The 25,088-nt window shown below is 67.4% G+C and carries 21 protein-coding genes and 3 tRNA genes; 14 read left to right on the top strand and 10 right to left on the bottom strand.

What is annotated here, in order from left to right:
- Positions 1-407 precede the first annotated feature (407 nt).
- From PV419_RS01720 to PV419_RS01730, 3 genes are all read left to right on the top strand, one after another.
- The gene (locus tag PV419_RS01720; RefSeq protein ID WP_319685809.1) at positions 408-1,688 is read left to right on the top strand and encodes an NAD(P)/FAD-dependent oxidoreductase; all 1,281 of its coding nucleotides are present in this window, start codon (positions 408-410) and stop codon (positions 1,686-1,688) included.
- A 62-nt stretch (positions 1,689-1,750) separates the two neighbouring features.
- The gene (gene dnaG / locus PV419_RS01725; RefSeq protein ID WP_319685810.1) at positions 1,751-3,754 is read left to right on the top strand and encodes a DNA primase; all 2,004 of its coding nucleotides are present in this window, start codon (positions 1,751-1,753) and stop codon (positions 3,752-3,754) included.
- A 105-nt stretch (positions 3,755-3,859) separates the two neighbouring features.
- Complete coding sequence (locus PV419_RS01730; RefSeq protein ID WP_319685811.1) at positions 3,860-5,170, top strand: RNA polymerase sigma factor; 1,311 nt, start codon at positions 3,860-3,862, stop codon at positions 5,168-5,170.
- 6 nt (positions 5,171-5,176) lie between these two features.
- Here the strand turns inward: PV419_RS01730 and PV419_RS01735 are convergent, their stop codons facing one another.
- Entirely contained in the window at positions 5,177-6,658 is a 1,482-nt protein-coding gene (locus PV419_RS01735; RefSeq protein WP_319685812.1) for an FGGY family carbohydrate kinase, read from the bottom strand.
- Between the two features lie 26 nt (positions 6,659-6,684).
- Positions 6,685-6,954 (bottom strand): YtxH domain-containing protein, encoded by a 270-nt coding sequence (locus PV419_RS01740; RefSeq protein WP_319685813.1) that lies wholly within the window; start codon positions 6,952-6,954, stop codon positions 6,685-6,687.
- Positions 6,955-7,165: 211 nt separating this feature from the next.
- Here PV419_RS01740 and PV419_RS01745 point away from each other — a divergent pair.
- The 3 genes from PV419_RS01745 to PV419_RS01755 all read left to right on the top strand — a co-directional run bounded on the left by PV419_RS01745 (position 7,166) and on the right by PV419_RS01755 (position 7,570).
- Positions 7,166-7,238 (top strand) — tRNA-Asn (locus PV419_RS01745).
- 5 nt (positions 7,239-7,243) lie between these two features.
- Positions 7,244-7,316, top strand: a tRNA-Asn gene (locus PV419_RS01750).
- Between the two features lie 180 nt (positions 7,317-7,496).
- Positions 7,497-7,570: transfer RNA gene (locus PV419_RS01755), tRNA-Ile, on the top strand.
- Positions 7,571-7,720: 150 nt separating this feature from the next.
- Here PV419_RS01755 and PV419_RS01760 read toward each other — a convergent pair.
- On the bottom strand, positions 7,721-9,607 hold the full coding sequence (locus PV419_RS01760) for a tyrosine-type recombinase/integrase (RefSeq protein WP_319685814.1): 1,887 nt from the start codon (positions 9,605-9,607) through the stop codon (positions 7,721-7,723).
- A 522-nt stretch (positions 9,608-10,129) separates the two neighbouring features.
- On the opposite strand from PV419_RS01760, the gene PV419_RS01765 reads away from it, so the two are divergent.
- The gene (locus tag PV419_RS01765; RefSeq protein WP_319685815.1) at positions 10,130-11,092 is read left to right on the top strand and encodes a recombinase family protein; all 963 of its coding nucleotides are present in this window, start codon (positions 10,130-10,132) and stop codon (positions 11,090-11,092) included.
- A gap of 8 nt (positions 11,093-11,100) precedes the next feature.
- On the opposite strand, the gene PV419_RS01770 is transcribed toward PV419_RS01765, so the two are convergent.
- The 4 genes from PV419_RS01770 to PV419_RS01785 are packed head-to-tail and all read right to left on the bottom strand — an operon-like array spanning position 11,101 to position 14,597.
- On the bottom strand, positions 11,101-12,327 hold the full coding sequence (locus PV419_RS01770) for a cytochrome P450 (protein WP_319685816.1): 1,227 nt from the start codon (positions 12,325-12,327) through the stop codon (positions 11,101-11,103).
- Positions 12,324-13,511, bottom strand: coding sequence for an MAB_1171c family putative transporter (locus PV419_RS01775; RefSeq protein ID WP_319685817.1), 1,188 nt, complete (start codon positions 13,509-13,511; stop codon positions 12,324-12,326). The genes PV419_RS01770 and PV419_RS01775 overlap by 4 nt, the downstream gene beginning before the upstream one ends.
- A 2-nt stretch (positions 13,512-13,513) precedes the next feature.
- Entirely contained in the window at positions 13,514-14,080 is a 567-nt protein-coding gene (locus PV419_RS53100; protein ID WP_415925220.1) for an ImmA/IrrE family metallo-endopeptidase, read from the bottom strand.
- 7 nt (positions 14,081-14,087) lie between these two features.
- A complete protein-coding gene (locus tag PV419_RS01785) occupies positions 14,088-14,597 on the bottom strand; it encodes a helix-turn-helix transcriptional regulator (protein WP_319685819.1) in 510 nt (169 codons plus the stop codon).
- Positions 14,598-15,611: 1,014 nt separating this feature from the next.
- On the opposite strand from PV419_RS01785, the gene PV419_RS01790 reads away from it, so the two are divergent.
- The 3 genes from PV419_RS01790 (at position 15,612) to PV419_RS01800 (ending at position 17,941) form a co-directional block, all read left to right on the top strand.
- Positions 15,612-16,763 carry a ParB/RepB/Spo0J family partition protein gene (locus PV419_RS01790; protein WP_319685820.1) on the top strand — a complete coding sequence of 384 codons (1,152 nt, stop codon included), beginning with the start codon at positions 15,612-15,614 and terminating at the stop codon, positions 16,761-16,763.
- 254 nt (positions 16,764-17,017) lie between these two features.
- Positions 17,018-17,335 (top strand): hypothetical protein, encoded by a 318-nt coding sequence (locus tag PV419_RS01795; protein ID WP_319685821.1) that lies wholly within the window; start codon positions 17,018-17,020, stop codon positions 17,333-17,335.
- Between the two features lie 195 nt (positions 17,336-17,530).
- The gene (locus PV419_RS01800; protein WP_319685822.1) at positions 17,531-17,941 is read left to right on the top strand and encodes a DUF488 family protein; all 411 of its coding nucleotides are present in this window, start codon (positions 17,531-17,533) and stop codon (positions 17,939-17,941) included.
- Positions 17,942-18,194: 253 nt separating this feature from the next.
- Here the strand turns inward: PV419_RS01800 and PV419_RS01805 are convergent, their stop codons facing one another.
- Positions 18,195-18,416, bottom strand: a complete 222-nt coding sequence (locus tag PV419_RS01805; protein ID WP_319685823.1) for a hypothetical protein — start codon at positions 18,414-18,416, stop codon at positions 18,195-18,197.
- Between PV419_RS01805 and PV419_RS01810 the strand changes: the two genes are divergently transcribed.
- Positions 18,415-18,990: a hypothetical protein gene (locus PV419_RS01810; RefSeq protein WP_319685824.1), complete on the top strand. Its 576-nt coding sequence runs from the start codon at positions 18,415-18,417 to the stop codon at positions 18,988-18,990. The two genes, PV419_RS01805 and PV419_RS01810, sit on opposite strands and share 2 nt — an antisense overlap.
- A gap of 62 nt (positions 18,991-19,052) precedes the next feature.
- Here the strand turns inward: PV419_RS01810 and PV419_RS01815 are convergent, their stop codons facing one another.
- Entirely contained in the window at positions 19,053-20,960 is a 1,908-nt protein-coding gene (locus PV419_RS01815) for a hypothetical protein (protein WP_319685825.1), read from the bottom strand.
- A gap of 187 nt (positions 20,961-21,147) precedes the next feature.
- On the opposite strand from PV419_RS01815, the gene PV419_RS01820 reads away from it, so the two are divergent.
- Positions 21,148-22,140, top strand: coding sequence for a hypothetical protein (locus tag PV419_RS01820; protein WP_319685826.1), 993 nt, complete (start codon positions 21,148-21,150; stop codon positions 22,138-22,140).
- A 793-nt stretch (positions 22,141-22,933) separates the two neighbouring features.
- Here PV419_RS01820 and PV419_RS01825 read toward each other — a convergent pair.
- The gene (locus PV419_RS01825; RefSeq protein WP_319685827.1) at positions 22,934-23,320 is read right to left on the bottom strand and encodes a hypothetical protein; all 387 of its coding nucleotides are present in this window, start codon (positions 23,318-23,320) and stop codon (positions 22,934-22,936) included.
- A 141-nt stretch (positions 23,321-23,461) separates the two neighbouring features.
- Between PV419_RS01825 and PV419_RS01830 the strand changes: the two genes are divergently transcribed.
- Both PV419_RS01830 and PV419_RS01835 read left to right on the top strand, forming a co-directional pair.
- Positions 23,462-24,220 (top strand): hypothetical protein, encoded by a 759-nt coding sequence (locus PV419_RS01830; protein ID WP_319685828.1) that lies wholly within the window; start codon positions 23,462-23,464, stop codon positions 24,218-24,220.
- Between the two features lie 623 nt (positions 24,221-24,843).
- On the top strand, positions 24,844-25,047 hold the full coding sequence (locus PV419_RS01835) for a hypothetical protein (RefSeq protein ID WP_319685829.1): 204 nt from the start codon (positions 24,844-24,846) through the stop codon (positions 25,045-25,047).
- The last annotated feature ends 41 nt before the right edge of the window (positions 25,048-25,088 follow it).

Below are 25,088 nucleotides of genomic sequence, written 5' to 3' on the forward strand. Positions count from 1 at the left end.
GCCCAGCGGGCCTCGACAGCCTGCCCCGCCCGCGCGCGCCGCGGGCACGCGCGCGGGCTGTCCCACGTCGGCACGCCCGGGCTGGACCCGCCCGCGTGCGGCAGGTATCAGTGGCCTCCCCACCGGCCCTGCCCACCGGCCCTGCTCACCGGCCTTCCCCACCCGCCGCCCGGCGGGTGGCACCGGCCCGTCCCGCCTGCGCGGCGGGCTTGTGCGTAGCGGCCGCCCGCGCCGCAGGCCCGGCCGGACCCGACACGGCCCGCTGGCCCGTACGGCGTACTGCCCCTTCCCGCCGCACGCGCGGTGCGGGAGGCTCGAACATCGGCTCACACGACCGGGGCTCACACGACCGGCCTTGACACGGCGTAGCCGCGCACGGGCATCGCGCGGCAGCGAGGAGGAGACAAGTGGTCGACGCAGACCAGACGTTCGTCATCGTCGGAGGGGGTCTGGCCGGGGCGAAAGCCGCGGAAACCCTCCGGGCCGAGGGATTCACCGGCCGGGTGATCCTGATCTGTGACGAGCGCGACCACCCCTATGAACGACCGCCGCTGTCCAAGGGCTATCTCACCGGCAGCCAGGAGCGCGACAGCGTCTTCGTCCACGAGCCCGCCTGGTACGCCCAGGCCGACATCGAGCTGCACCTCGGCCAGACCGCGGTCCAGCTCGACCGCGCCGCCAAGGCCGTCGTCCTCGGCGACCGCACCCGCATCCACTACGACCGGCTGCTGCTGGCCACCGGCGCCGAGCCGCGCCGCCTCGACATCCCCGGCACCGATCTCGTCGGCGTCCACCACCTGCGCCGCCTCGCCCACGCCGAGCGGCTGCGGTCCGTCCTGGCCGCTCTCGGCCGGGACAACGGCCAGCTGGTCATCGCGGGGGCGGGCTGGATCGGCCTGGAGGTCGCGGCCGCCGCGCGCGGTTACGGGGCCGAGGTGACGATCGTCGAGCCCGAGCCCACCCCGCTGTACCGCGTCGTCGGCCCCGAGCTCGGCACCCTCTTCGCCGACCTGCACCGCGAGCACGGCGTCCGCTTCCACTTCGGCGCCCGGCTCACCGGGATCACCGGGCAGGACGGCGTGGTGCTGGCCGCCTGCACCGACGACGGGGAGGAGCACCCCGCCCACGACGTCCTGGCCGCCATCGGCGCCGCCCCGCGCACCGCCCTCGCGGAGGCCTCCGGCCTGGAGGTGATGGACCGCGCGGCGGGCGGCGGCATCGTGGTCGACGGATCGCTGCGCACCAGCGATCCGGACATCTTCGCGGCGGGCGATGTGGCCGCGGCCCCCCTCGCCTTCCCGGGTGGCATCGAGCCGCCGGGGGGCCGGGTGCGCGTCGAGCACTGGGCCAACGCGCTGAACGGTGGCCCGGTCGCCGCCCGCGCGATGCTCGGGCAGGACGTGACGTACGACCGCGTGCCCTACTTCTTCTCCGACCAGTACGACGTCGGCCTGGAGTACTCCGGCTACGCGCCCCCCGGCTCATACGACCAGGTGGTGTGCCGCGGCGATGTCGGCAAGCGGCAGTTCATCGCCTTCTGGCTGAGCGAGGGCCGCCTGCTGGCGGGGATGAATGTGAATGTGTGGGACGTCGTCGAGCCCATCCAGCGCCTCATCCGCGGCGGCGTCCGCCTCGACCCCGACGACCTGGCGAACCCGTCCGTCCCGCTGGCGTCCCTGCTGCCGTAAGGCGGGTCGCGCGCGCCCGGCTGGGCTCCGGCGGTGTCGGAGCCCGGCCGTAGAATTCACGCGTGGCAGGCAGGATCAACGATGACGACGTGAAGGCGGTGCGGGACGCGGTCCCGATCGACGCCGTTGTGTCCGAGTACCTCCAACTGCGCAACGCCGGCGGCGGCAATCTCAAGGGCCTGTGCCCCTTCCATGACGAGAAGTCCCCGTCCTTCCAGATCAGCCCCAGCAAGGGGCTTTTCTACTGCTTCGGCTGCCAGGAGGGCGGCGACACGGTCGACTTCATCATGAAGATCGACCACCTCTCCTTCGCCGAGACCATCGAGCGGCTCGCCTCCCAGGCCGGCATCACCCTGCGCTACGAGCAGGGCAGCGCGACCCCCGGCCGGCAGCAGGGCGAGCGCACCCGCCTGGTGGAGGCCCACAAGGCGGCCGCCCAGTTCTATGTGGAGCAGCTGGACAGCCCCGAGGCGGAGATCGGCCGCAGATTCCTCGCCGAGCGCGGCTTCGACCAGGCCGCCGCCCAGCACTTCGGCGTCGGCTACAGTCCGGCCGGCTGGGACCACCTCGTCCGCTTCCTGCGCGGCCGCGGCTTCACCGACAAGGAGCTGATCCTCTCCGGCCTCGCCCAGGAAAGCCGCCGTAACCCCATCGACCGCTTCCGCGGCCGGCTGATGTGGCCCATCCGCGACATCACCGGCGAGGTCGTCGGCTTCGGCGCGCGCAAGCTGCGCGACGACGACAACGGCCCGAAGTATCTGAACACCCCCGAGACGCCGCTCTACAAGAAGTCCCATGTGCTGTACGGCATCGACCTCGCCAAGAAGGAGATCGCCAAGACCAGCCGGGCCGTCGTCGTCGAGGGCTACACGGACGTCATGGCCTGCCACCTCGCCGGGGTGACCACCGCCATCGCCACCTGCGGCACGGCCTTCGGCGGCGACCACATCAAGATCCTCCGGCGGCTTCTGATGGACAACTCCAGCGCCGAGGTGGTCTTCACCTTCGACGGCGACGCGGCCGGCCAGAAGGCGGCGCTGCGGGCCTTCGAGGACGACCAGAAGTTCGCCGCCGAGACCTACATCGCGATCACGCCCGGCGGGATGGACCCGTGCGAGCTGCGCCTCGCCGAGGGCGACGACGCCGTCAAGGCGCTGGTGGAGAGCCGTACGCAGCTCTTCGAGTTCGCGATCCGGCAGATCATCGCCCGGCACAACCTGGATACGGCGGTCGGGCGGGCCGCCGCGCTGGAGGAGGCCGCGCCCGTCGTCGCCGGGATCAAGAACAGATCGATCCAGCATGAGTCCGCGGTGCATCTCGCGGGGCTGCTCGGCATCCTCGACACCCAGTTCGTCGTCCGCCGGGTCTCGCAGCTCGCCCAGTGGGCCCGCGAGCGCGGCCAGCGCGGCGGCGGCCCCCAGCAGGGCGGCGCCCGCCGCGGCGGCCCGGGCGGGCCAGGAGGCCCGGACGGGCCGGGCGGCCCGGGCGGGGGCTATGGCGGCCCCGGTGCCGGCCCAGGCCCCGGTGCCGGGCGCGCGTCGGGCCCGGGCGGCCCCGACGGCGGCCCGCGGCCCCCGCGTGGCCCCGCGCTGAACCTCCGCAGCCCCGCCCACCGCGTCGAGCGCGAGTTGCTGAAGCTCGCCCTGCAGCGCCCGGAGCTGGTCTCCCCGACCTTCGACGCCTACGGGATCGACGAGTTCACCGCCCCGCCGTACGCCGCCGTGCGCCGCGCCATCGAGGACGCGGGCGGGGCGAGCGGCGCCGACGGCGACTATCTGGCGCGGGTGCGCGACGCCGCCCCGGACGACACGGTGCGCGCGATGGTCACCGAGCTCGCGGTCGAGCCGCCGCACACCCGCCGCGATCCCGATGAGGCATATGCGGGCGTCCAGTTGGTGGCCGTCCGGCTGGCCGCGGTGAACCAGCGGATCGGCGAGGTCCGGGGCGCCCTCCAGCGCCTCGGCGCCGGCGCCGACCCCGCCCACCTCGCCGCCGTGCAGAACGAGCTGTGGGTCCTGCAGCAGTACGGACAGTCCCTCCGCGAGAAGGGCGCGACGGCCCTGTAGGGGGCCGCGGCGCTGTGCTGTAACCGCCCGGTCACGGCTCGCAGCGCAAAAAGTGCTCGCACGCCCCTCGTGGCGGGCGTGCGTCGTACTCCACACTGGGTTGCGGTGCCTGAGTCCTCGGAGCGCGGCGGTGTTGGCCAGGAAGGGCCGGATTCCCCCGCAGATCCGCTCATGTTGTACGGGACGGATGGTGGCGTGGCCGCCGCAGCCGTACCCGATCGTTCTGCCGCCTCAGCAGCGATCACCCTGGAGGTCGCCCCCGTGCAGACCCAGACCCTGACCGACGCGGCCCCGACAGCGACGCCGCCGCAGTCCTTGTCCCCCGACGCTTCGGCACCAGCCGCGCTGGAGGCGGTGGAGGCCCTGGCGGCCGTAACCGCCGCCCCGGAAGCGGAGCCCCCGGAAGCCGCGGAACCTCCCGAGGCCGCGGAACCGCCCGAAGACGCCGAGGCTGCCGAGGCCACCGAAGCCGCCGAGCCGGCCGCACGCGCCGAGACCTCCAGCGGCCCCTCCTCCGACCTCTTCCGCCAATACCTCCGCGAGATCGGCCGCATCCCGCTGCTGTCCGCCGCCGAGGAAGTGGATCTCGCGCGCCGGGTGGAGGCGGGCCTGTTCGCCGAGGAGAAGCTCGGCAACGCCCCCGACCTGGACACCCAGCTCGCCCTCGACCTCGACCGGCTGGTCGTCCTGGGCCGCATGGCCAAGCGCCGCCTCATCGAGGCCAACCTCCGCCTCGTCGTCTCTGTCGCCAAGCGTTATGTCGGCAGAGGCCTGACCATGCTGGACCTGGTGCAGGAGGGCAACCTCGGGCTGATCCGTGCCGTGGAGAAGTTCGACTACGCCCGCGGGTACAAGTTCTCGACGTACGCGACCTGGTGGATCCGCCAGGCCATGTCCCGTGCCCTCGCGGACCAGGCCCGCACGATCCGGGTCCCGGTGCATGTCGTCGAGCTGATCAACCGGGTGGTGCGGGTGCAGCGCCGGATGCTGCAGGAGCGCGGCTACGAGCCCACGTCCGAGGAGGTCGCCCACCACCTCGACCTCCCCGCGGAGCGGGTGAGCGAGGTGCTGCGCCTCGCCCAGGAGCCGGTGTCGCTGCACGCCCCCGTCGGGGAGGAGGACGATGTCGCGCTCGGCGACCTGATCGAGGACGGGGACGCCGCCTCACCGGTCGAGTCCGCGGCGTTCCTGCTGCTGCGGGAGCATCTGGAGGCCGTGCTCTCCACGCTCGGGGAGCGGGAGCGGAAAGTGGTGCAGCTGCGGTACGGGCTGGCCGACGGGCGGCCCCGGACGCTGGAGGAGATAGGGCGGATCTTCGGGGTCACGCGGGAGCGGATCCGGCAGATCGAGTCGAAGACGCTCAACAAGCTCCGGGACCACGCGTTCGCGGACCAGCTCCGCGGCTACCTGGACTGACCGCGCCTACCCGAGGGCCAGGCCCGACTCGAACGCGCCCGGGTGGATCTGCTCGCGGACCGCGACGTACTGCTGCCGCACCGCCTGCCCCACCGCCAGCTCCTCGCCGGGCTCGAAGACCTGGCTCGCGGCCGCCGGCCACAGCGGCGGCTGGTGCGGTGAGAGGGTGCCGTGCGCGGCGCCCAGGGCCCAGGCGGCCTGCCGGGCGGCGCCCAGCGCCGCGTAGTCCGCGGGCTGTGGCACCACGACCTGAGCGCCCAGCAGCGCCGGGGCGATGGCGCGCACCGCGGGAAGGTCCGCCGCGGGCCCCAGCAGGAACACCCGCCGCACCGCGACCCCGCGCCCGCGCAGCACGTCCAGCGCGTCCGCGAGCCCGCACAGCATGCCCTCGAAGGCGGCGCGGGCCAGGTGCTCGGGCTTCATGCTCTCGCGCCGCAGGCCCGTCAGCGTCCCGGCGGTGTGCGGCAGATGCGGGGTGCGCTCGCCCTCGAGGTAGGGCAGCAGCACCAGCCCGTACGACCCGGGCGTGGACTTCAGCGCGAGCGCGGAGAGCCCCTCCAGGTCGACGCTCAGCAGCTCGGCGGTGCCGCGCAGCGCGCGCACGGCGTTGAGCGTATGGACGACGGGCAGATGCATGCCGGTGGCGTCCGCGTACGAGGTGATGGTTCCGGAGGGGTCGACGAGCGCCTCGTGGTGGACGGAGAAGACCGAACCCGAGGCGCCCAGCGAGATCACCGCGTCGCCGATGCCGACGCCGAGGCCGAAGGCGGCCGCCATGGTCTCGCCGGTCCCGGCGGAGATCAACAGCCCCTCGGGGGTGCGGCCCGCGGCCTCGGCCGGGCCGATGACCTCGGGCAGCCGCACCTGGTGGCCGAGCGCCAGCTCGATGAGGTCCGGGCGCCAGGAGCCGGTCGCGGCGGACCAGTAGCCGGTGCCGGAGGCCGTACCGCGGTCGGTGGTGCGCCGCGCGGGCCGCCCCAGCAGCTGCCACACCAGCCAGTCGTGCGGCTGCAGCAGCTCGGCCACCCGCCGCGCCGCGTCCGGCTCGGTGCGGGCCAGCCACCGCAGCTTCGCCACGGCCTGCGTCGCGGCCGGCACGGCACCCACCGCCTGCGCCCACGCGGCGCGGCCGCCGAGCGACTCGGTGAGGTCGGCGGCCGCGGACTGGGCGCGCTTGTCGTTGCCCACCAGGGCGGGCCTGACGAGCACCCCGCCCGCGTCCAGCGCGAGCAGCCCGTTCCCCTGCGCCGATACGCCGATGGCCTGCACCCCCTCCAGCAGCTTGCCCTCGGCGGCCTCGCCGAGCGACAGCAGCCAGGACTGGGGGTCCACGTCGTACGGCGACGAGGGGGAGACCCCCTGGGAGGCCGCGGCCTCGGCCGCGGGGTGCGGGGCATAACCCTGCCTGAGTACGGCTCCCGTGTCCGTATCGCAGACGACGATCCGCGTGCTCTCGGACGAACTGTCCAACCCGGCGACTATCCCCATGGACCAGATCATGCCACCGCGGCGGGCTAGGTGTTGCTCGTCCCCCAGTCGTCCTCCCCGTCGGCGGGCCTCTCCCGGTGCCCGATCCGCTCGCGCAGCGGCTTGGCCTTCTCGAAGGCCTTGGCCGCCACCTGCCGCCCGCCCAGCGCGGCTGTCTCGGCGGTGTTCCTGACCGCCGGATTCCGTACGAACTGCTGCGCGCACTTACGCAGCTGCTCGTACCGCTCGCGGCCGGCCCGCGTGCCGAGCACGTATCCGAAAGCCAGCCCCGTCATGAACGTCAGCCGGTAGCGCATCGACCTGCCCTTCTGGTTGTCCTTCGCGTCAAACCCTGGGGTCGTGCTGCGTCTACCCGCCCCGGCCGCAGATCACCCACGGTCGCCGCGGAGACCCACGAGGTTTACCGATTGGCGGAGCACCCCCCTGCTTGCGCTAATGTATGTGTCGCAGCGAGCGCACGCCGTCCGGAAGCCCCGGACGGGGTCGCGGTCGGTGCACACGGAGCAATCCCCTGTAGCTCAATTGGCAGAGCAGCCGGCTGTTAACCGGCAGGTTACTGGTTCGAGTCCAGTCGGGGGAGCTCGGTCCCCTGTAGCTCAATTGGCAGAGCATTCGGCTGTTAACCGGAGGGTTACTGGTTCGAGTCCAGTCGGGGGAGCAGCGGGAGAGGACCCCACGGGGTCCTTTTTCATTTCCGGCCACACTGTCACGTGCCAGTGTGGCCGGCCCCTGTACGCGGGCATGGGGGTGCCCATCCCCGGCCCCCCGAAGCAACAGATCGTATGAGCGGCTATGCTGCGGCAGACGGCGCGCACGAATGTGTGCGACGCGCCGTTACGGGGCGGTAGCTCAGCCGGTTAGAGCAGCGGACTCATAATCCGTCGGCCGTGGGTTCGAGTCCCACCCGCCCCACCGGCGAAGCGTTCGATGAAAACGCTCTGACCTGCGGAAATGCCGAGACGAGGGCTGCCGCATCTGCCCGGCGACCCTCGCCTCACCCCCTGAATCAAGATCCAGGGGCCCTACAGGGGCCCGGAGGGCGCCGGTCGGGTCCCTGAGGGCCTACACGGCCCCTTGAGAAGGTTCTTGATCTTGTTTGCTGGTGTCGGAGTCACTGGGCCCCAAAGGCACCGGAGCCCATCCTTCAGGGTCCATCCCCATGCCGCCGTCGATGACGAAGCGAGCAAGGTGACCGGGCTGCCCCCGCTCTGAGACGTGCGCGGTCATCTTGTCCGCCGACAAGATCCGGAGCTCGGCATGCTGGCAGTGGTCTCGCACCCATTGGACCGCGGCCAGCGTCGCGTTCTCCTGGCCGGTTGCGGCCGTCTTGATCTTGCCGAGCGAGCGGCCGTCGTGCCGAGCCTTTACGCTGATCGTCCAGACGCCGGCGCGGGTGCGGGCAGCCTCGGCATAGACAACGGCCATGCCGTCGCTGAACAGCTTCTGAGGAAAGGCGAGCGGCCGCAGCACGTCGTAGGGCACGGTGCGTGGGATCACGGACGAGATGGACTCGGCCTCGCGCCGTGCGAGCTCGGGCAGCACGCTGGTGTAGGTGTCCGAGGTGATCTGGCGTGAGCTGTGCCCAAGTCGCTCCTGGACCACCTTGATGTCATGCCCTTGGAGCAACGACAGACTGGCTGATATGTGCCGGAGATCATGGAGCCGGACCGGGGGTAGGCCCGACAGCTCCACCAGGCGCTTGAAGCGTCGGCTCATCCAGTCGGGGTGAAGCGGCTCGCCGTTCTCGTGCGTGAAGAACCGGTCTGACTCGACCCAGGCTTCTACACCGGACCATTCCTCGCGCGCCTTGTCCCGCCTGGCCCGCCCCTGTCCCAGGACCTCGGCTGACTCGTGGCTCAGGCTGACGGTGCGGAGGCTGTCGGCCTTCGGAGCTTCGCCGTACAACCGGTACGCCACTTCAACAATCTGGGCCGAGATGCGTAGCCAGAGAGCGCCGAGGTTGACCTCCCGCTTCGGCAGGGCGCACAGTTCGCCGCGCCGGGGCCCGAGAAAGATGAAGGAGTGCCACAGGTCGTACAGCCAGTCGTCCCGGGCGAAGTCCAGGAAGGCGCCGGTCTGCTCAGGCGTCCAGACCATGACGGGGCCCGGCTTCTCCCCGGTCCGCTTCCAGTGGTCGACGCGCTCGGGTGTCCACACCAGCGGCTTGGGCCGAGTGACCGTCGGCAGCTCGACAAGGCGCGCCCAGTTCCTGCTGAACGCGTCCTCGCGCTTCATCCCCCAAGTGATCGCTGAGCTGAGAGTGTCGTTGATGCGATGCATGGTTGCGGCGGACGTGACCTTCCGCAGGCCCCGGCGGCCCTCGCGGAGGGCGGCGTTGGCGTCGAGGTAGGCGCGCCGTGTGCGGCGCCGTTCCTCCTTCTTCCCCGCAGCGCGAACCCAGGCCCGGTGCGCGGCGTCGCGGGCCTCGGTCAGCTCCTCGACGCGCAGGCGGTGGAGTATCCGCTCGGCGTTCTCGCGCTCGATGGCGTTGTACATGAGGTCGAGGTGGCGGACTCGCAGGTCGCGGCGCTTGATGTGCCCAAGGTGAGGGACCAGGTAGTTGTCCAGGTGCTCCTGGTAGCCGTGCCGGGTGGTGCGGGCCAGCTTCTTCTTCGTCTCGATCCAGCGCCGCAGATAGTCGGCCATGGTTTCGTCGGACAGGACGTCGGCGCCGCGTTCCGCCTCCTTGTAGAGCTTCTCGGCTGCCTCCTCGGCCTTCTCCTTGGTGGGGAAACCGCCGCGCTTGGGGCGGCGCCGCTTGCCGTTCTCGCCGGGCTCCAGCTCCAGAGCGAAGTACCACGTCCCGTGGCCTTTACGCCGGAGCTTCGGGCACGTCAGCCCGATGTCCCCGATCTTCGGACTGCCGTCGCCGTTGAGGACGGGCTTTCCCGCCTTGTCCGTGAGCGGCCCCTTGCACTGGCATCGCCGGTAGAAGTTCGGCGAGTTCATCCGACCCCCTGCTGTCGGCTGGCTCCTGGTCAGCCGCGATGTGCCGTACGCATCCGTACGTGTCTGACAAGATCGGTCTTCATCTTGCCGGGGCTGTCGGACACTGTTGTAAAGTCACTTCCAAGTTGGCGCGGGGGAGAAGGCGACCAACGAAATGACTGCTCAGGAAGCCACCGAACGCGCCATGGCCGGGGCGATGAGTCTGGAAGAGCTGCTTGCCCTCCCCGCCACAGTGAACGTGACAACCGCCGGGCGGGCACTAGGGATCGGCCGTGACAAGGCGTATGAGCTGATCCGATCTGGGCAGTTTCCAGTCCGGACCCTGCCTCTGGGCGCTACGGTGCGGGTGCCGACTGCGGAGCTTTGGAAGGTCCTTGGCGTGCGGCAGCGCGGGGAGTGAGCATGTAGTTGTGACTGTTGTGTGGGCTTGAGGTGATTCGTTTGCCTTACAACAGTGTGACCTACCTTGGATTAAGCTTGGGCTTCTAAGGGGGTCGGACAGAGGGGCAAGGAGATCACGGGATGCCACGGCTGTACGGGTTCGAGGACATGGCGCACCGGCGGGTGCGTGAGCCAGAGGCAGCCGTGGTTCGGCAAGCTGCCAGCCGCCGCCTCGAACAACAGAGCTATCCCGCGATCACTGACTGGATGAACGCCGAGGGTCACCTGACGACTCGGGGAGGGAAGTGGCGGCCGGCGACTCTTGCGGGCCTGCTCGACAACCCAGCTATCGCTGGCCTCACCGAGGACGAGGACGGCAACCTCGTGGACACCGGCGGGCCGCGGATCATCTCTCCCGAGGAGTTCAAGGCCATCCGCGCCCTTCGCCCCTCGAACAACCCTGACGCGAGCCGGGCCGACCAGCGCGAGTACCTGATGCCGGCGACTCTCTCAGTCTGCGGTCTGTGTGCTGGTCCATTTACCGCGTCTCCCTCGAATAGCGGAAACCGCGGGTATCGCTGTTCACCGAGCACAGCACAACACCCCGGCGGATGCGGAAAGGTTCGCATTAACGCAGACCTGTTCGAGACCTACGTAGCCGAGCACGTCCTGGCGGAGCTGGCCAAGCCGGAAGTCAGCGCCCTGATCGGGCAGGCGCGTGAAGAGATACTGGCGAAGGCTGCCGAACTCCGCCGGCAGGTCGAGAATGACAAGGCGCGGCAGAAGGAACTGGGCACAAGCTACGCCGCTTCGGCGGACCTCTCCCTGAGCGCGTTCAAGGCTGCCGATCAGGAACTGACCAAGCGGATTCGGGAGAAGGCCGCTCAAGCACGGTTCTTTGAGCAAGTTGAGAACGTACCGGTTGGTGACATTCCAGACCTCATCCGGTGGTGGAAGCACGCGCCCCTCGCGTCGAAGAGGGGTCTTTTGGCGCTCATGCTTGAGCAAGTGGCGGTGTACCCGGCCGCATCGCGGGGGTCGCGCACCGTCGATGCCGACCGGGTTTCCTTCACGTGGCGGAAGTGGAATCTCCCTGCGAAATAGGTCCTGAGTCAACTTCTTCTGAGCCGCTGCATGTCCGCACCTGTGGCGACAGGGAGTGCCTTGAGAGCACGCGAGCGGAACGAGGAGCGCCACTCGAGTTGTGAAGCCGGAACCGTGAGAGCCAGATCGGGGAAGCGCCGCAGCAGAGTGCCGAAGGCAATCTGTAGTTCCATGCGAGCTAATGGAGCCCCGAGGCAGTAGTGAACTCCGTGCCCCAGGGCCAGGTGGGTCTTGTCCGCTCGATAGATGTCGAAACGGTCCGGGGAGACATAACGCTCTGGGTCGCGGTTGGCGGAGGCCAGGCAGAACATCACGGTGTCGCCTGGTGGGATCCTTGTGCCACCGATCTCGATGGCCTCGGTGGGGAAGCGGCGGATGGCCATCAAGTTGGGGTGCGCGTAGCGCAGTAGCTCTTCGACAGCGGAGGCAAGGAGGCTGGGGTCTGCACGCAGCTCAACGAGTTGCTCGGGGTGCTGTAGCAAGGTGACCATGCCGGCACTGATGAGGTGCTGGACGTTCTCGCTACCGGCCATGAGGATGAGGAAGGCCAGTGAGACAAGCTCGTCCTCGGTGAGCCGATCGCCCTCATCACGGGCCGCGATGAGCGTCGAGAGCATGTCCGCGCCGGGAGCCGCCCGCCGGGTAGCGACGAGGTCGACGAGAAGGCCATGGATGTTATCCACGGCCTCTGTGACCTGGTGGAGGTTCTCTGGGATGAGCATGGTGTTCACCCAGCTGGCGAAGGCATGGCGATCGGTTTCGGGTACCGCGAACATGTCCCCAATGACCATGAGCGGCAGTGGAAGAGCGAAGGTAGCCACGAGGTCCCCGGTGCCTTGCTCGGCGAGGTCGTCGGCGAGACGGTCAGCAGCGGCCTGCACGTTGCCGCGAAGGTCCTCGATATGGCGCGGCGTGAAGGCCTTGGAGACAAGGCGACGTAGGCGCAGGTGATCGTCAGGGTCGACGTTGAGGAGGTTGGCGTCCAAGGCTGGCGGAAGCGAGAAGCCTTTGTACCCGATGCCGGAATGAGCCTTGTTCACCGAAAGACGCACGTCCGTGAGCCAGTCACGTACGTCGGCTTCCCCAGGAACGAACCAGATCGGGGACCCATCTGGTAGGGCGACTCGGTGCGCAGCCCCGTACTCACGTAGTTGTGCGTACCCCGGATAAGGGTCGGCGAGAAATGCGCTGTCGAAAGGCTGGGGGAGCTTCTCGTCGCGAGAAAGGCGTGTCACGCGTGCTCCTGAAAAGGACGGCTGCCAGGGGTGGGCATCAGGACTGCCGAAACGATGGGTGATGTGGTGAAGGCACGGGCGACTTTGCGCTGGAATGTGAGTTCGGCGGCGAGGTCTTGTGGTTCGGCTTCAAGCGGGGAGTCCGAGTGCTTGACTGGCCGTATGCCCCAAGTCTTGGCTTGTAGCGCGGCTGCGAGCCGGGCTGCCTCGACGGTGGCGGCGAGTTCATCGCCCTGTAGCCCAGCGGCTACGGCCTTCTGTCGAACCTCCTCAGCGACGGATGGGCTCATCCAAGTGCGCAGTGCCCACTGGGCATCACGGAGTTCCACCACGAGGCGGTAGAGGCGGGTGCGAATGTCGGTAGGTCCAGGATCAAGGACGACGTCGGCGGCTTGAGATGTCACCCTGGCGTGGAATGGCGAGAGTTGGCGGTAAGCCCACTGACAATTGGCCCACTCCCAGACTGTACTGAGATGACGGCCCCAGTCCGGCAACGTCCACCCGATGGCAAGAACGATTGACGCCACGGCAACCGAGACTTGGGCGACTGGTTCCCAGGAGTGCCCACTGACACCGAACTGCCCAGCAATGATGTCCGCCGCCCGGCAACCGGCGTAAACCATGGAGAGCGGCATCGATATAGCGACCACGATGAATCCGCGTCGAAGCCACGGTGACGGTGCCACCTTGGCGAAGCGCCAACCCATCAGGCCGACGTCCACTTGATTGATCGTGTAGCCGACCAAGTAGACGCTGAGGTATGCGGGATAGTACTGGGCCTTGGATACTGCGAAGTCATTCGGATTTTCGTGAGAGCTGGTGGCCATGGAGAATAGCGTCACCATTGCCGCAAGAATGAGGAAGAGGGCTATCAGGCGCGGCTTGGCCTTTCTCCATGCCACGCGCCGCTCGTGAGTGAGGTGCAGCAGCACCAGCTGCTGACACGCAGTCAAGAGGATCACGGTACTCTGCGAGAGTAGCCCTGAAAAGTTGACGATACCTACGCTGCGGCTGATTGCTACCCACACAGGTGGGGAGGAGACCGTAAATGTTGCGCCCTGAAAGAAGAAGTTGCCGATCAGGGCGATTTGGGCAGGCGAATGATTGGTTCGCAGAACCCTGAGCTTATAGGTGAACCCCAGAAATGCAACACACGCGCATAAGGGGTAAAGGACGTTGTTCATTACTACCTTGAGTGTGGGGGGTGTTTTTCTAACGCAGCCAGCCGTGCCACAAGTTCCTGGGCCTCTGGTGGAACTTCTAAGGTGCGCTGGGTGGTCCAGGTGCTGATCTGCCTGCCGATGATGGAGCCAACATACTCCGCTTCCTGTTCGGCCTCTGAATGAGAATGGTCGCGGCCGAGAACGCGGTGCACGAGTTCTGGGTCGAGTGAAGGCAGTAGCAATCTCGACGCCTCGGGAGTCATCACCGGCATGGCCTCGTGATCACAAATAAAGTGCCCTAGTTCATGGAGCATGACCTGGTGCTGATGTATGGGGGCAAGGCGCTCCTCGACGACGATGAAGTCTCGGTCATCAGCCGACACCAAGAGGCCGTCAGGACTACCGACGGGGAGCGTCAGCAAAACGACGTGAATGGGCCGGCCGTACAACTGGCCTAGGCATTCACAAACATCATGAACAGTCAGGGGGCGATCGTCGGGAAGGTTAATGGCCCGTACCCGTTCCTCGCAACGGTGTCGAAGCTCCTTGATGTTCTGGCCGGTTTCCCTACGTCGCCAACGCATCACCATCACGACGCTAACTGGCGTTCTCGTCTAATGGGCCGGGTGAATCGGGTGGAAGTTCCTGCAGCGTGTCCTGGGCTCGCGTCGCAGAATCGAGGATACCCTTGAGTAGGCCAGTTAGTTTCTCAAGCGAACCAGGTGGCAGCGTGGAGGTCGGGGTTGAAGTTCGCAAGGCGACGCTTTCAACCTTCTGCTCGCGTAGCTCCTTCAAAGTTTCCAGTTCAGTATTGACTTCGTGGAATACTTGTTCGTCGAGGAAATAGGCATCGCGTGTGATGCCTAAGGCGGAGGCCACCTTAACGAGGGTTTCGATTGTCAGGTTGGAGCCTTGGGCTGATTCCGCCTGGGCCAGCGTGCGCTTTGAGACACCGGCCCGTTCCGCGAGCGCGGCGAGGGTGAAGGGGCCCTCAGGGTGATGTTGACGGACATGGCGCAGGCGCTTGGCTATAGCCGACTTGGCCTGCTCGATTCGGTGGTCGCGGGTCCGCCCTGCCAACTCCTTGGGTGATGGAGCGTCGCTCACCTGGCACCTCCTCTCGGTGCAGCATGATGCATCGTCGTCGCATCTTAATGCATCCTGATGAAGCGTCAACAAGGCAATGCTGGTGGATGGTTGGGGGCGTGCCTGCGGGTTCGTGATTGTCGGACGAGGCTGGCGGTCCATGGGCAATAGTGGTCAAAATTTGGGCAAGTCGCCGGAAGGGGATGTTGAGATGTGGAGGTTTTGAAAGGGGAGGGGGTGTGTCGGGGCGTCGAGGTTGCGCTCCCGCGCGGCAGGAAGATCGATTACATCCCTGTGGTTGGCTGGGCGCCTCGAAGGTGCCTCGGTGTCGGGGGGTGAGCGTGTTGACTGTTGTGAGTGAGGGGAACTGCAATGTCCGAGTTAGATGAGCGGCGCGTTGCCGACTTGGCTGAAGGCCCTGCTCAGGTGCTTGAGAGTGGAGGGTCGGAGTCGATGGCTCGCGAGGAGGCCCGCAGGGTGCTGGAGTGTCAAGCAGTCATGCATAGGCGGTCGGAGTCCTCGACGGAGCCGCGTGATGCCCGCGAGTGAGTTGAGGGGCGGCGCGCCCTGCACTCCCAAGATAGATGACATTCTTGAAAGAGTGTTGTACGTTCGTGGCGCCGCCAGGTTGGGAGCGACGGATGCAGGGGTCCCGGCCTGGCTACGCCGCATCAAGCGGCGTCCCTGCTCCGCTCCCTGCGGGTGGCCGACCCCCCCGCGCCCCGCTCGTGGGGAGCTGGCTGCGGCGGAGCGGCCGTTGGAGTGGGTGGGAGTGGGCCCGTCGCGATGTGAGGTCGCGGCGGGCCCTTTGATTGGCGCCCAGATTCGCATGGCTCTGCCTGCCCCTTGTGGTTCGTGGGGCGCTGCCCCCTGTTGAGGGTGTGTGCTTGCCCGCTTTTCGAATCCAAAAAGGAATCAGCGAAATTAAAAAGAATTCCCACTTGAATTAGCGGTTTTTGCGATTAAGATATAAGTGTAAGAACAAAACGAAAAACCCAAATAATGGGTTCCCTTGAGCGTGAAAGGCGCGGGAAATTGTTCGCTGACCTCCGTATAGACCAAATCGCCCCCAACCCCGAGCAGCCCCGGAAGTTCTTCGACGAAGCTAAGCACAACGAGTTGAAGTGCAGCATCGAAGAGAACGGCCTCCTCCAGCCGGTCGTCGTCCGCCCGATCGAGGGCGGCGAAGCCCCCTACATGCTGATCGCGGGCGAGCGCCGGTGGCGGGCTTGTAAGGCAGCCGAGATGGCGGCCATCCCGGCCAAAATCATCAAGGACGCCAGCGAGGAGGAGGCGTACGTCCTCGGCATTGCCGAGAACGTCGGCCGCGCGGATATGACCATCATGGAGGAGGCGGGCGCTTACGCCGACCTCCGGGCCGCGGGGTGGGCCCCGGCGAAGATCGCCAAGCAGTTCGGCAAGACCGAGACCCACATCAAGTGGCGGCTGGGCCTGCTCACGCTGCGCCCGGAAGTTGCCGAGATGGTCGACAAGGGGCAGATAAAGAACAACCTGGCCTGGCACATCGCTCAGCTCACCCCCGGCAACCAGATGGTCGCCGCAATGAAGTACGTACGAGGCGAATTCGACTCGGAGGCCGAGGCGCAGCATTTCGCCAACGCCTTGAAGCTGATGGAGAACCAAACCTCCCTCACCAACGAGGAGCCGCCGTCCGCCGAGCAGGAGGAGCAGCGCAAGAAGGCCAAGGCCAAGACCAAGGACGGGCTGGGGAAGGTGGAGGAGGTCCTGCTTCCTCTGCTGGAGGACCTGGCGGAGAAGAAGCCGGAAGACCTCGCGGTCATCCTCGGCGACGACCTCAACCGACACATCAAGCTGATCGGCAGGATCTACAGCCAGGTGCAGCTGGTCCGCAACCTGCTCAGCAAGGCCCAGGGCATTCAGCGTGCCATGGGGGAAGAGTTCAGCAAGACGGTGGCCGAGGTCCAGCAGGAAGCGGCCAAGGAGAAGGCGGAGGCGAAGCCTGAGGGTGTGGCGGCGGCCAAGGCTGAGGGTGAAGGGAAGCCGGTCGTGAAGAAGGCGGCGGCCAAGCCGGCGGCGCCGCGCGCTCGGGCCCGTGCGGCGGCCGGGGCTGCGACCAAGAACGTGGCGGACAAGGCCCCCGCTCGCAAGAAGCCCGAGCCCAAGGTCGATGCGGCTAAGAAGCCGGAGGCTGCAGCGGGGAAGTGAGGTAGTGGGGCCCGGGCATGGCCCGGGTTCCCTCTCCCCTCTTTCCTCTGCGTAGAGGGCGCGGCCTGGGTTCCTGGCCGCGCCCTCTGTGTGTCCGGCTTCCACGGCGAGGCGAGCTCGGGCGTGCCGAGGTGCCCAATTCGTGCCATCAGAATTCCATGGAATTAATTCCGGTGGAATGTTTACTGGGTCTCTGAATTCAATTAGGATAAAAGCACGAAAACCGGTTCGCGTCTTTAAGGTGAGGGTCAGGGATGGTGGAAAAGGTGGAACTGGAATCCGTGGAAATTGGTCACATCAGGTCAGAGTATGTGGACTGGGGGTTGAAGTCGGATGATTACCGAATCCGTCAACTCGTTGGCCATCTCTCATACCTGCTGGCGGAGGCGAGTGAGCTCGTAGCGGGACTGGCTTCAGGGCTGGTCGTCGACGTCGAGGAGACTACGGCCTCCTTGTACTCCAGCGAGACCAATCGGGTCCTCCGGGTAGCGGCTGGAATTGGGGGCGAACGGGTTGCCCTCGACATCGTCGTGAACCTGGCGGCTCCCACGACCTACAAGTACCCCTGTTAGTAGGTGCCTTGGCCGGTCTGGCTGGGTCACCAGTCAGGCCGGGCCATGCCGAGCCGGACCCGCGCACTCGGTGCGGGCCCGGGGCCGCTCAGGGCTGCTCCGGCCCGAGCGAGTAGCACCGAAGGAATCCGGGCCACCGACGGCGGCGCCGACGGGTAGGCCAGATCGCTGGGCAGCATGAAAGGAAACGGCTGCATGCTAACCCTGTTCACCAACCGCTATCAGGCGTACCAACCTCCGCAAGGCGTTGCGGTACGCATCACGCTGGGCGCTCCCCGCTTCAAGCTCCCCTATTCCCTCAAGTACGCGGTGAGGGAGCTGGCGCCGCGCCGAGACTACTTTTCCAAAGGACTTCCGGAGTTCACGGCGGCATACAGGGCAGACCTCAACCGCCTCGGTGCCGAGCGGGTAGCGGAGCTCCTTCGGGGGATCGCGGAAGCGGAGCAGGACCACAGGCTGGTCCTGCTCTGCTTCGAGGACCTGTCCGACCCGGCCCAGTGGTGCCATCGGCGGATCTTTGCCGCTTGGTGGAAAGAGATGACTGGCGACGAAGTGCGCGAGCTGGCTCCTATGGCCGATCAGTACGAGCAGGGCACCTTGATGTGAATACCGGCTGCCGCCGCCCAGGTCAGGCATTATGAACGCGTGTGCGATGCTGCCGCCCGCGATCGCCAACGGGATCTTGCAGCGGGCGGTGTACTGGCCGGTGTCGGCCCTACGGGACCGGCGCGACTACTTGGCGTGGGACCGGGGCATCGGATGCAACTCCGCTCGGATAGCTGGTACCAGACACGTATTCCAAGGCCGCAGTATTCGTACGTGAGCAGGGCCCCTGGGCGACGGCCCTGCTCACGTGGGCTCAGCTCTGGCAGCCGTAGCGCGATGCCGTCTTGGCCTGGGTGACGGTCAGGGCGGGGTCGACAGCGGTTTCACTGGAGGTGCAGCAGGCGTTGACACTGCAGCAGGCGTCGGCCAGCACGTGCCATAACAGTCCGGCGTGATCGCGATGGTGCGCCTCAGTCGAGAGGGCCCTGTCCTGCCGGGCGGCGGCCTCGCGAGGCGCGGTTACTGTGTCCATCATGAGCACGACGCCGGACCGGCTGAGCGAGATCGCGCGATCGCTGAACCGCCTGCAGTGGCTGCCCACCGCCGAGGAAACCGAGCTCGGCAACGCCTTCTTCCGACACCTCAAGACGATCGAGGAGGAGCCACAGCCTGACTTCCCGAGAGGGCTGAAACAGTCGGACCGTCTGCACACGGAGCACCTCGCCGTGCTGGCCCGGTCCGTCGAGAAGGTGCGGGACGAACTGCTGCCAGCGTGGAAGTACCGGCTTGATGGCTCGCCCATGATCGAGTTGGTCGAGCATTACGTCCGCGGAGCCCAGCCGCTGCTGCCACACGCGGAGCGGCTGCTGGCGAACTGGCGCGACGCCATCTTGCCCGCGCTGACCGCCGACGAAATCGCCTACGAGGCCAAGCGACTAAATATTTCTCCCGAGGAAGGCGAGGCCAACCTTCGGTATTGGCAGGCAGCCCACTGGGAGGAGGAACACGCTCCGCGCGCTCTGTGGGACGAGTTGCAGCCGGCCTGGTCCTACTTGTGGGCGGTGGAGTCCACCATGACGGCTGCATTGACAGGGGACACGGAATACTGACGGCCGCCGCCCCGTGGACGGCGCTTTTGCCGACATCAGTACCGGCCGCCAAGATGACGGTGTCACTCGTGTCGGTCGGGGGTGAAGTCGCCGGACCGGGGAGGCCAGGTAGGCAGAACCGCACGGGTGATCAGGCCCAGGGTGGCCCAGTCGCATACGGGATCGGCCAGCAAGTCCGCCACCCGGTGCACTTCTGGACTTCCGGCTGGACCTGTCCTCGCTCGCGTGCGGGCTTCGTCGATCTCTTCCTCGGTGAGCTCCATATGTGCAAGGCCGTGCGAGGTTTCCAGGAGTGAGGTATCGCTGCGGGCATCGAACGAGCGCAGGCGGTCGGTGTCGACGGGTACACCGAGTTCGCTGGACAATGCCGCCCGACTGCGGGCCCTGTCGTTGTCAATCGTGGCGCTGACAGCGGTCGGCAGCCGCAGAGATCGTTGCTTGGTCTGGTAGCTAAGCCCCGTCCTGGCGGAATGGTTGGTGCCAGTGGGAACGAGGATGACTTCCGTATCCGTCCACGGGTTCTGGGGGAAGTATGCAACGATGCTGACGAGACTGGTATGGGCGACGACGAATTCCTCCGTGATCTTCTGATCGGCGTGCCGGATCCGTGGGCGCAACGCCCACCACATAGCCCGGCCTCGGGTGTCCTCACCATGGGCCCACTCGACCCGAGCGCCGACCAAGGACTTCCCTGCCGCTCGTAGATCCCTTGACCACTCGTAGAACGCGGGAGAATCGGCCACCAGCAGCGGCACCTCCCGCTGCCCACCGGTACGGGCGTGCCCGATCCCGATGCGCGTCAAGGCCGCGCCGACCGCCGCGGCAACCGTAGGAACGGCTGAGATCCCCTGGAGCTGCGCCCCGGCTGCGGTGGTCCCGACGGCCGCGTTTGCCTCTGGATTGATGACGATCACGCGTCCGTCCTGATCCCGAGCATTGGCAGGGGCAGAAGGAGTGAGCACGACCGGCGGATCGGTCTGCGCTGGCGCCATGGTCAGGATCTCGTCAGCCCAGGTGACCGCCTTCTCGACCCACTGGGTCTGCTCAATGGACAGTGGCGTGCCATCGCGAAGTTCGGGGATGAGGACCACGAGGCGTCCAGCGTCTCTCCAGCCTTGCTGTAGCCGTTGCACCGCCTCGTCATGCCACGTGGTCGTGGAGCCGGAGGCGGTGAGCAACACCGCAGCACGCCACTCGCTGGGGAATCGCTCTCCCGCGTAGACGATCACGAACTGGTTGTCCCAGGTGGGCAGCGTCTCCACGTCAGCGGACGGGACGTCGGCGAGCAGGCCCGTATCGTCGTCGAACCTGACTTGAAAAGACACGGGCGTCTCGGTGCAGATGCGCTCCTCGTCGTCAGTGCCCCACGTCACGGCGTTTACGTTGCCGGTTCGCCCCGTGTGCGCGCCGCCGGTGACCTCAAGACGCGATCCCAGTCGCGGGGCGCCGCTGGCGGGCAACAGGAGCATGTCGATGTGCCAGGCGAGTCGACGCGCTGCATGCTCGAACACGGTCGTGCCGGTCGGTCGATAGCGTCCGTAGACGCCTTCATGAACCATCTCCGCGGGAAGGGAATCTTCCAGAAGTTCGCCGTGGGGGGCTTGCAGGGAGTTCCAGAGCCTCCAGATCGTTCCCGCCACGGGCGGCGGACCAGTGAAGTCACCGTAATCCTCTTCGACTTCGGACAACCGTGTGCGCGCGAGGTCGGCAAGTCCCTTCTGCACAGACCACGACTCGTTGGTTCTTGGCCCGGGAAGGAGCTCTGACAAGTCCTGTCGAAGTTGTTGCAGGTCGCACAGCCGGTACCGCACTGCCCGCAGTGAGACGTCGCTCGCTTCTGATTGATCATTCGCACAGATCAGGTAGTAAATCAGCCCGAGACAATCGCGTTCGTTCCAGGAGAGTCCGCGAAACTCCTTGGCCTTGGCCTGGGCCGCCTCCCACTGACGCACCACCTGCTCGCTGTCCATCCCGCGATCCTAGGGTGCACCCGAGCGCACGGTTGGGTGGCTTCGTTGGGTGTCGGAGGTCGACGGGCGTTCTGCCATGAGCAGCCCGTGCCGCAGGACAGCCGCCTTCGCGGCATTCCAGTTGACCGAAGCCGTGGCCGCTCGCCGCCGCCCTCGTTGAAAGAGCGAACGGCGATACGGTGCCCGTATGAACGAAGCAGCTTGGGAGGGTCGGCACGTCAGCATGTACAGCTGCGGCTCCTGGGCCCGTGCGGTGAAGCAGGCGTCGCTGTTGTACGAGTGGCGACTCGAGCACGACCTTGGACTCGACGCGCAGACCATGATCAACCACGTGGTGCAGCAGCCCGAGGCCGAAGGCGAGTGGGCCGCTGATCGCACGCTGCTGGCGCTGGTGCTGTGGCGTACGGCTTGGGAGCACGATGCCCTGGTGGACTCAGTGATCACGGCTGATGGAGTGCGGTACTGCACCCCGTCCGGAGCGGCTGACCTGTTTCGCGATTCGCTGCCCGCGCCTGCTGCGCCGCTACCGCCGAGGACGGCTGCCGGCTGGGAGAGCCGCCTTGAAGCGATCCTGCTCGAGCACTCCGCCGTGGACCTCGCCACGCCCCACTCCATCAGGCCGCAGCGGTGTCTCGGATACCGGGTGCGCGAGTTGCGGGCAACTCCCGGCTGGGGGCGCGGGGACTGGCCCACCGCGGTCCGCTTCGCCCACAGCACCATCGAAAAAGCCGGTCAGGCGCGGCGGGAAGGCCGCTGGCAAGCCGGTCCCACCGAACTGGCCGCCGCCGCACGGGTCGGTCTCAACATCGCGCCGGCCTACGACTACCCTCCTACTCCCGCCAAACCTGATCACCCCACTTGGCTGCAGCGGGCCCACCGCCTGATCGCCCTGGCTTCCACCCTCCACGCCATCTCCAATGGCCACCTCCCGTGCGACCACGGCGGCTTCATCACGCCACTCGGCATGGTCTTTGACGCCTGTGCCAGCGTCTTCGCTGCCCTTCGCGAGAGCGCCGAAGAGGTCGAGCAGCTGTGGGCTTCTGAGCGCGAGCAGCCAGCCGACCTGGACTACTGGGATCTGGCCCATGTCCCCGAGCCGGTCGAGCAGCAGACCGCAGAGGCGGAGCAGCTCGCCCAGACCCTGGGGCGGTACCTGAGCGGGCTCGCCTTGGGGGACTAGCCTCGCCCGACGCTCGCAGCTGTGCCGCGGTCTCTTCGCATGCCTCCGGCCGTCGCGACACCAGCACCGCCCGGGCGTCGTCGGCCACGAAGCCGTTCACCGTTGTGTCACAGGCGGCGGGCGGCGGATTGCCGCACGGCCGCGGCCACAGCCGCTAGGTCGTGCACCACCTGTCGCGCGAGGAAGACTTCACGGCGTTCAAGACGCAGGGACATGACCGGTCACCTGTTCCCATTCAGCCAGCACTTCGTCGGCCCTGGCCGCATCCGCTAACCCGTCGGCGGCGGGGATGCGCTGGTCATGTTCTCGGCGCTCGCGCCGGTCGCGACGGCGGCGTTCGTCCAGCATGCTTTGCCACGAATAGGCTGGGTCCAGGGAATTGTGCTTTCAGCCACTGAAGGGCCTCCTCGCCGACCAGGTCGGTCTGCGGAACCAACAGAGCCAGGCGTGCGCGGATCCCACGCATCGAACGGCCACGCCGTGCAGCGAGCGCCGGCAGATCGAGCCCTTCCCGCACACCGTCGACAAGCCGAGCATCCTCCGCCTCGCTTCACGCTCGGCCGCGCCTGGACTCGGGCCCTTGCTCCTGCACGGGTTCCCCCATGGTTTCGTCCACTGCGCGGGCAGTATGCCTGCCAGCGCTGACAGGCACGGCAGTGATCAAGACAAGGTTGCCGAAAGCGCCGCTGAGCACGATGCGCGGCCGTACGACGCTGGTCGTCTGCCCCGGTGGCGTTCCTCCTAGCCACCGGGGCAGCTCTGGTCTCTCAACACCATGTCGGGTTTTTCAGCGTCAGGGTGCCGGAACGCTGCGTAGCAGCGGCTGGAGGTCTCCGTACAGGGCGGCGTGCAGCGCAGCGGCGAGCTCTCGGGCTCTCTCCTCACTCGCCACGCCATACAGCGTGTAGTGCACCGGACCTGGGCCGGAGTCGGGGCGGATCTCGCCGCTACGGGCCAGGCGGATGGCGGCGGCCCGGATGGCGTCGTGCGTGGCGTCGCCGACGGTGTGCTGCAGAGCGGTGAGCGTATCGGCCTTGACCGTCCACCGCTGGCCGCGGCGCTCGATGCCGACGTACACGGCGTTCGCCGTCTTGGCCGCTTGGTAGGCGGCGTCGAAGGCGTCACGGCCCGTGGCATTGGGGATGTGCTCGGCAGAGCAGGGAATCGGCACCGGTTGCATGACTGTCATCGTGCCAGGAGCGCGCCATTACGGGCGGCCGGCAGGCAGTGATCCGGCCGAAATCCGGCGTTCGGACATGGGTGTCCGCGCTGCTGGTTAGCGTGATCGGCGTCCGCGTTGCGTACGAGGAGAGGACCGCTGGTGCCCGAACTGCCTGCTCCGACACGGCTGTCGCCGATCCGTGACGACCACGCCTGGCACTTCCCCGACATCGGCGGCCACCGCACGCACGTCCGGCTGCGGGTGTGGCCGACCAAGGACGGCGGGCACCTGGCGATCGCCACGGATCTGGAACTGGGCGCCGGGCTGATCAACGCGGCGGAGAGCCTGGTGCGAGCCTGTGTGCGGGAGTTCGGCCCGCCGGTAACGGTGGTGCGGCACTTCACCCCGTACACGATGAGCGCGTTCGAGCGCGACACATTCGAGGTGCTGCCGCTGGACGACCGGGGCATCGCCCGGCCCGAGCGGTGTACCGAGCAGATCCTCAAACTGCTCGGGGTAGGCGTTGTGGGCTTCCCCGGCGACGCCCCGCCGGGCCCGGCCGACGCCGGTACCCCTGTAGTGCCACCGCAGAGCGTCCAGATGGCCCGGCTGGTGGCCGCATCCCTGCGGCTGGCCCAGACCCGGACCACTGAGCGGCGGCCCGACGGCTACCCGACGAGGAACGGCCCGGTGGCCACGCCGGACCTCGATCCGATCAGCCAGCTCCGCCTGACCGCCCCGGTCCTGGACCACCTCTCGCACTTCATCGGCGAGATTGTCGTCGACCGGGACGGCACTGCTGCCGGCGCAAAGCGCGAGAAACGGCTGGAGAAGATTGTCGAGTCCCTCCGGAAACAGGCGTGGGCCCTGACGGAGCTGTGCGACGAACTGGTCAGCGAGGAGTATGAGCAGGGCTGACCGGCCCTCAGCACGGATGTGCCGTCCGTGGCGCGCCAGGGCCTCGGCGGGCGGGCGGTGGCGGACCTCGCACTACCCTCGGCGCTCGCGCCCGAGGAGAGAACGGTGGCGATGGCGCCAGGGGGGGTGTCTTGTCCTTGAACTGTCCGGTGTAGCCGGGCTTGAGACTCTTGATGCCGATCCGGCGGATCATCTTCGGCCCGGTGCTTGTCGTGCCGGTCGCACAGGATGATGTAGGCGGGAGCGATCTCGATGCTGCTGCAAACGGCGCTGATCCACGCGGGGCCGTGCCCCAGTCGGCCCAGCTCAGGTTCATGCCCGCACCTTGCACGCTGTCGTCCCGCGTGGCCGCCGGTTCCCCATAACCTTGGGGAAGACCTGAGCCCGCGCGCCGGTGAACCAGACCTACACACCCGACGTATCGTGAGGCGATAGCGGCGCCGAGCACCGACAAGCGCCCGACGACGAATGCGAAGAGCAACGCCCGGTCTGTTAACTGCACCAACTCGGGGGCCCGCTCAACCCGGGGGCCGTGAATGCTGATCATGCGGTCGTGCATAAGACTCCTTCGCCTCATCGAGATCTGATTGACGGGCGGATACGACTGCCCCTAGGTCGGGGCTGTGGTCGCGGGCACGACGCCGTCGCTGCCGTGGCTGGTCTTGGACGCCGCCGGACGTGAAATCGAGCCGGTCAGCGTCTACCTGTGGGACCGGATACTCGGCGATGCAAGTACGGCGACCTGCCAGAGCTACGGTTACGGCCTGTTGCGGTGGTGCCGGGTGCTTCTCTGCACTTTGCAAGGCGACGCGAAGAGTGATGTGTGAGCGAGCGCAATCTGCCCACATGATGGGCCGCTTTGCGCAGA

This window comes from Streptomyces sp. ME19-01-6 (assembly GCF_033793745.1).
Lineage (GTDB): Bacteria > Actinomycetota > Actinomycetes > Streptomycetales > Streptomycetaceae > Streptomyces.

Coding starts and splice junctions, on each gene's coding strand:
- PV419_RS01735 (WP_319685812.1), bottom strand. CDS start 6,658: ATGGGGATAGTCGCCGGGTTGGACAGTTCGTCCGAGAGCACGCGGATC.
- PV419_RS01740 (WP_319685813.1), bottom strand. CDS start 6,954: ATGCGCTACCGGCTGACGTTCATGACGGGGCTGGCTTTCGGATACGTG.
- PV419_RS01760 (WP_319685814.1), bottom strand. CDS start 9,607: ATGAACTCGCCGAACTTCTACCGGCGATGCCAGTGCAAGGGGCCGCTC.
- PV419_RS01765 (WP_319685815.1), top strand. CDS start 10,130: ATGCCACGGCTGTACGGGTTCGAGGACATGGCGCACCGGCGGGTGCGT.
- PV419_RS01775 (WP_319685817.1), bottom strand. CDS start 13,511: ATGAACAACGTCCTTTACCCCTTATGCGCGTGTGTTGCATTTCTGGGG.
- PV419_RS53100 (WP_415925220.1), bottom strand. CDS start 14,080: ATGGTGATGCGTTGGCGACGTAGGGAAACCGGCCAGAACATCAAGGAG.
- PV419_RS01795 (WP_319685821.1), top strand. CDS start 17,018: ATGGTGGAAAAGGTGGAACTGGAATCCGTGGAAATTGGTCACATCAGG.
- PV419_RS01800 (WP_319685822.1), top strand. CDS start 17,531: ATGCTAACCCTGTTCACCAACCGCTATCAGGCGTACCAACCTCCGCAA.
- PV419_RS01810 (WP_319685824.1), top strand. CDS start 18,415: ATGAGCACGACGCCGGACCGGCTGAGCGAGATCGCGCGATCGCTGAAC.
- PV419_RS01805 (WP_319685823.1), bottom strand. CDS start 18,416: ATGATGGACACAGTAACCGCGCCTCGCGAGGCCGCCGCCCGGCAGGAC.
- PV419_RS01815 (WP_319685825.1), bottom strand. CDS start 20,960: ATGGACAGCGAGCAGGTGGTGCGTCAGTGGGAGGCGGCCCAGGCCAAG.
- PV419_RS01820 (WP_319685826.1), top strand. CDS start 21,148: ATGAACGAAGCAGCTTGGGAGGGTCGGCACGTCAGCATGTACAGCTGC.
- PV419_RS01825 (WP_319685827.1), bottom strand. CDS start 23,320: ATGCAACCGGTGCCGATTCCCTGCTCTGCCGAGCACATCCCCAATGCC.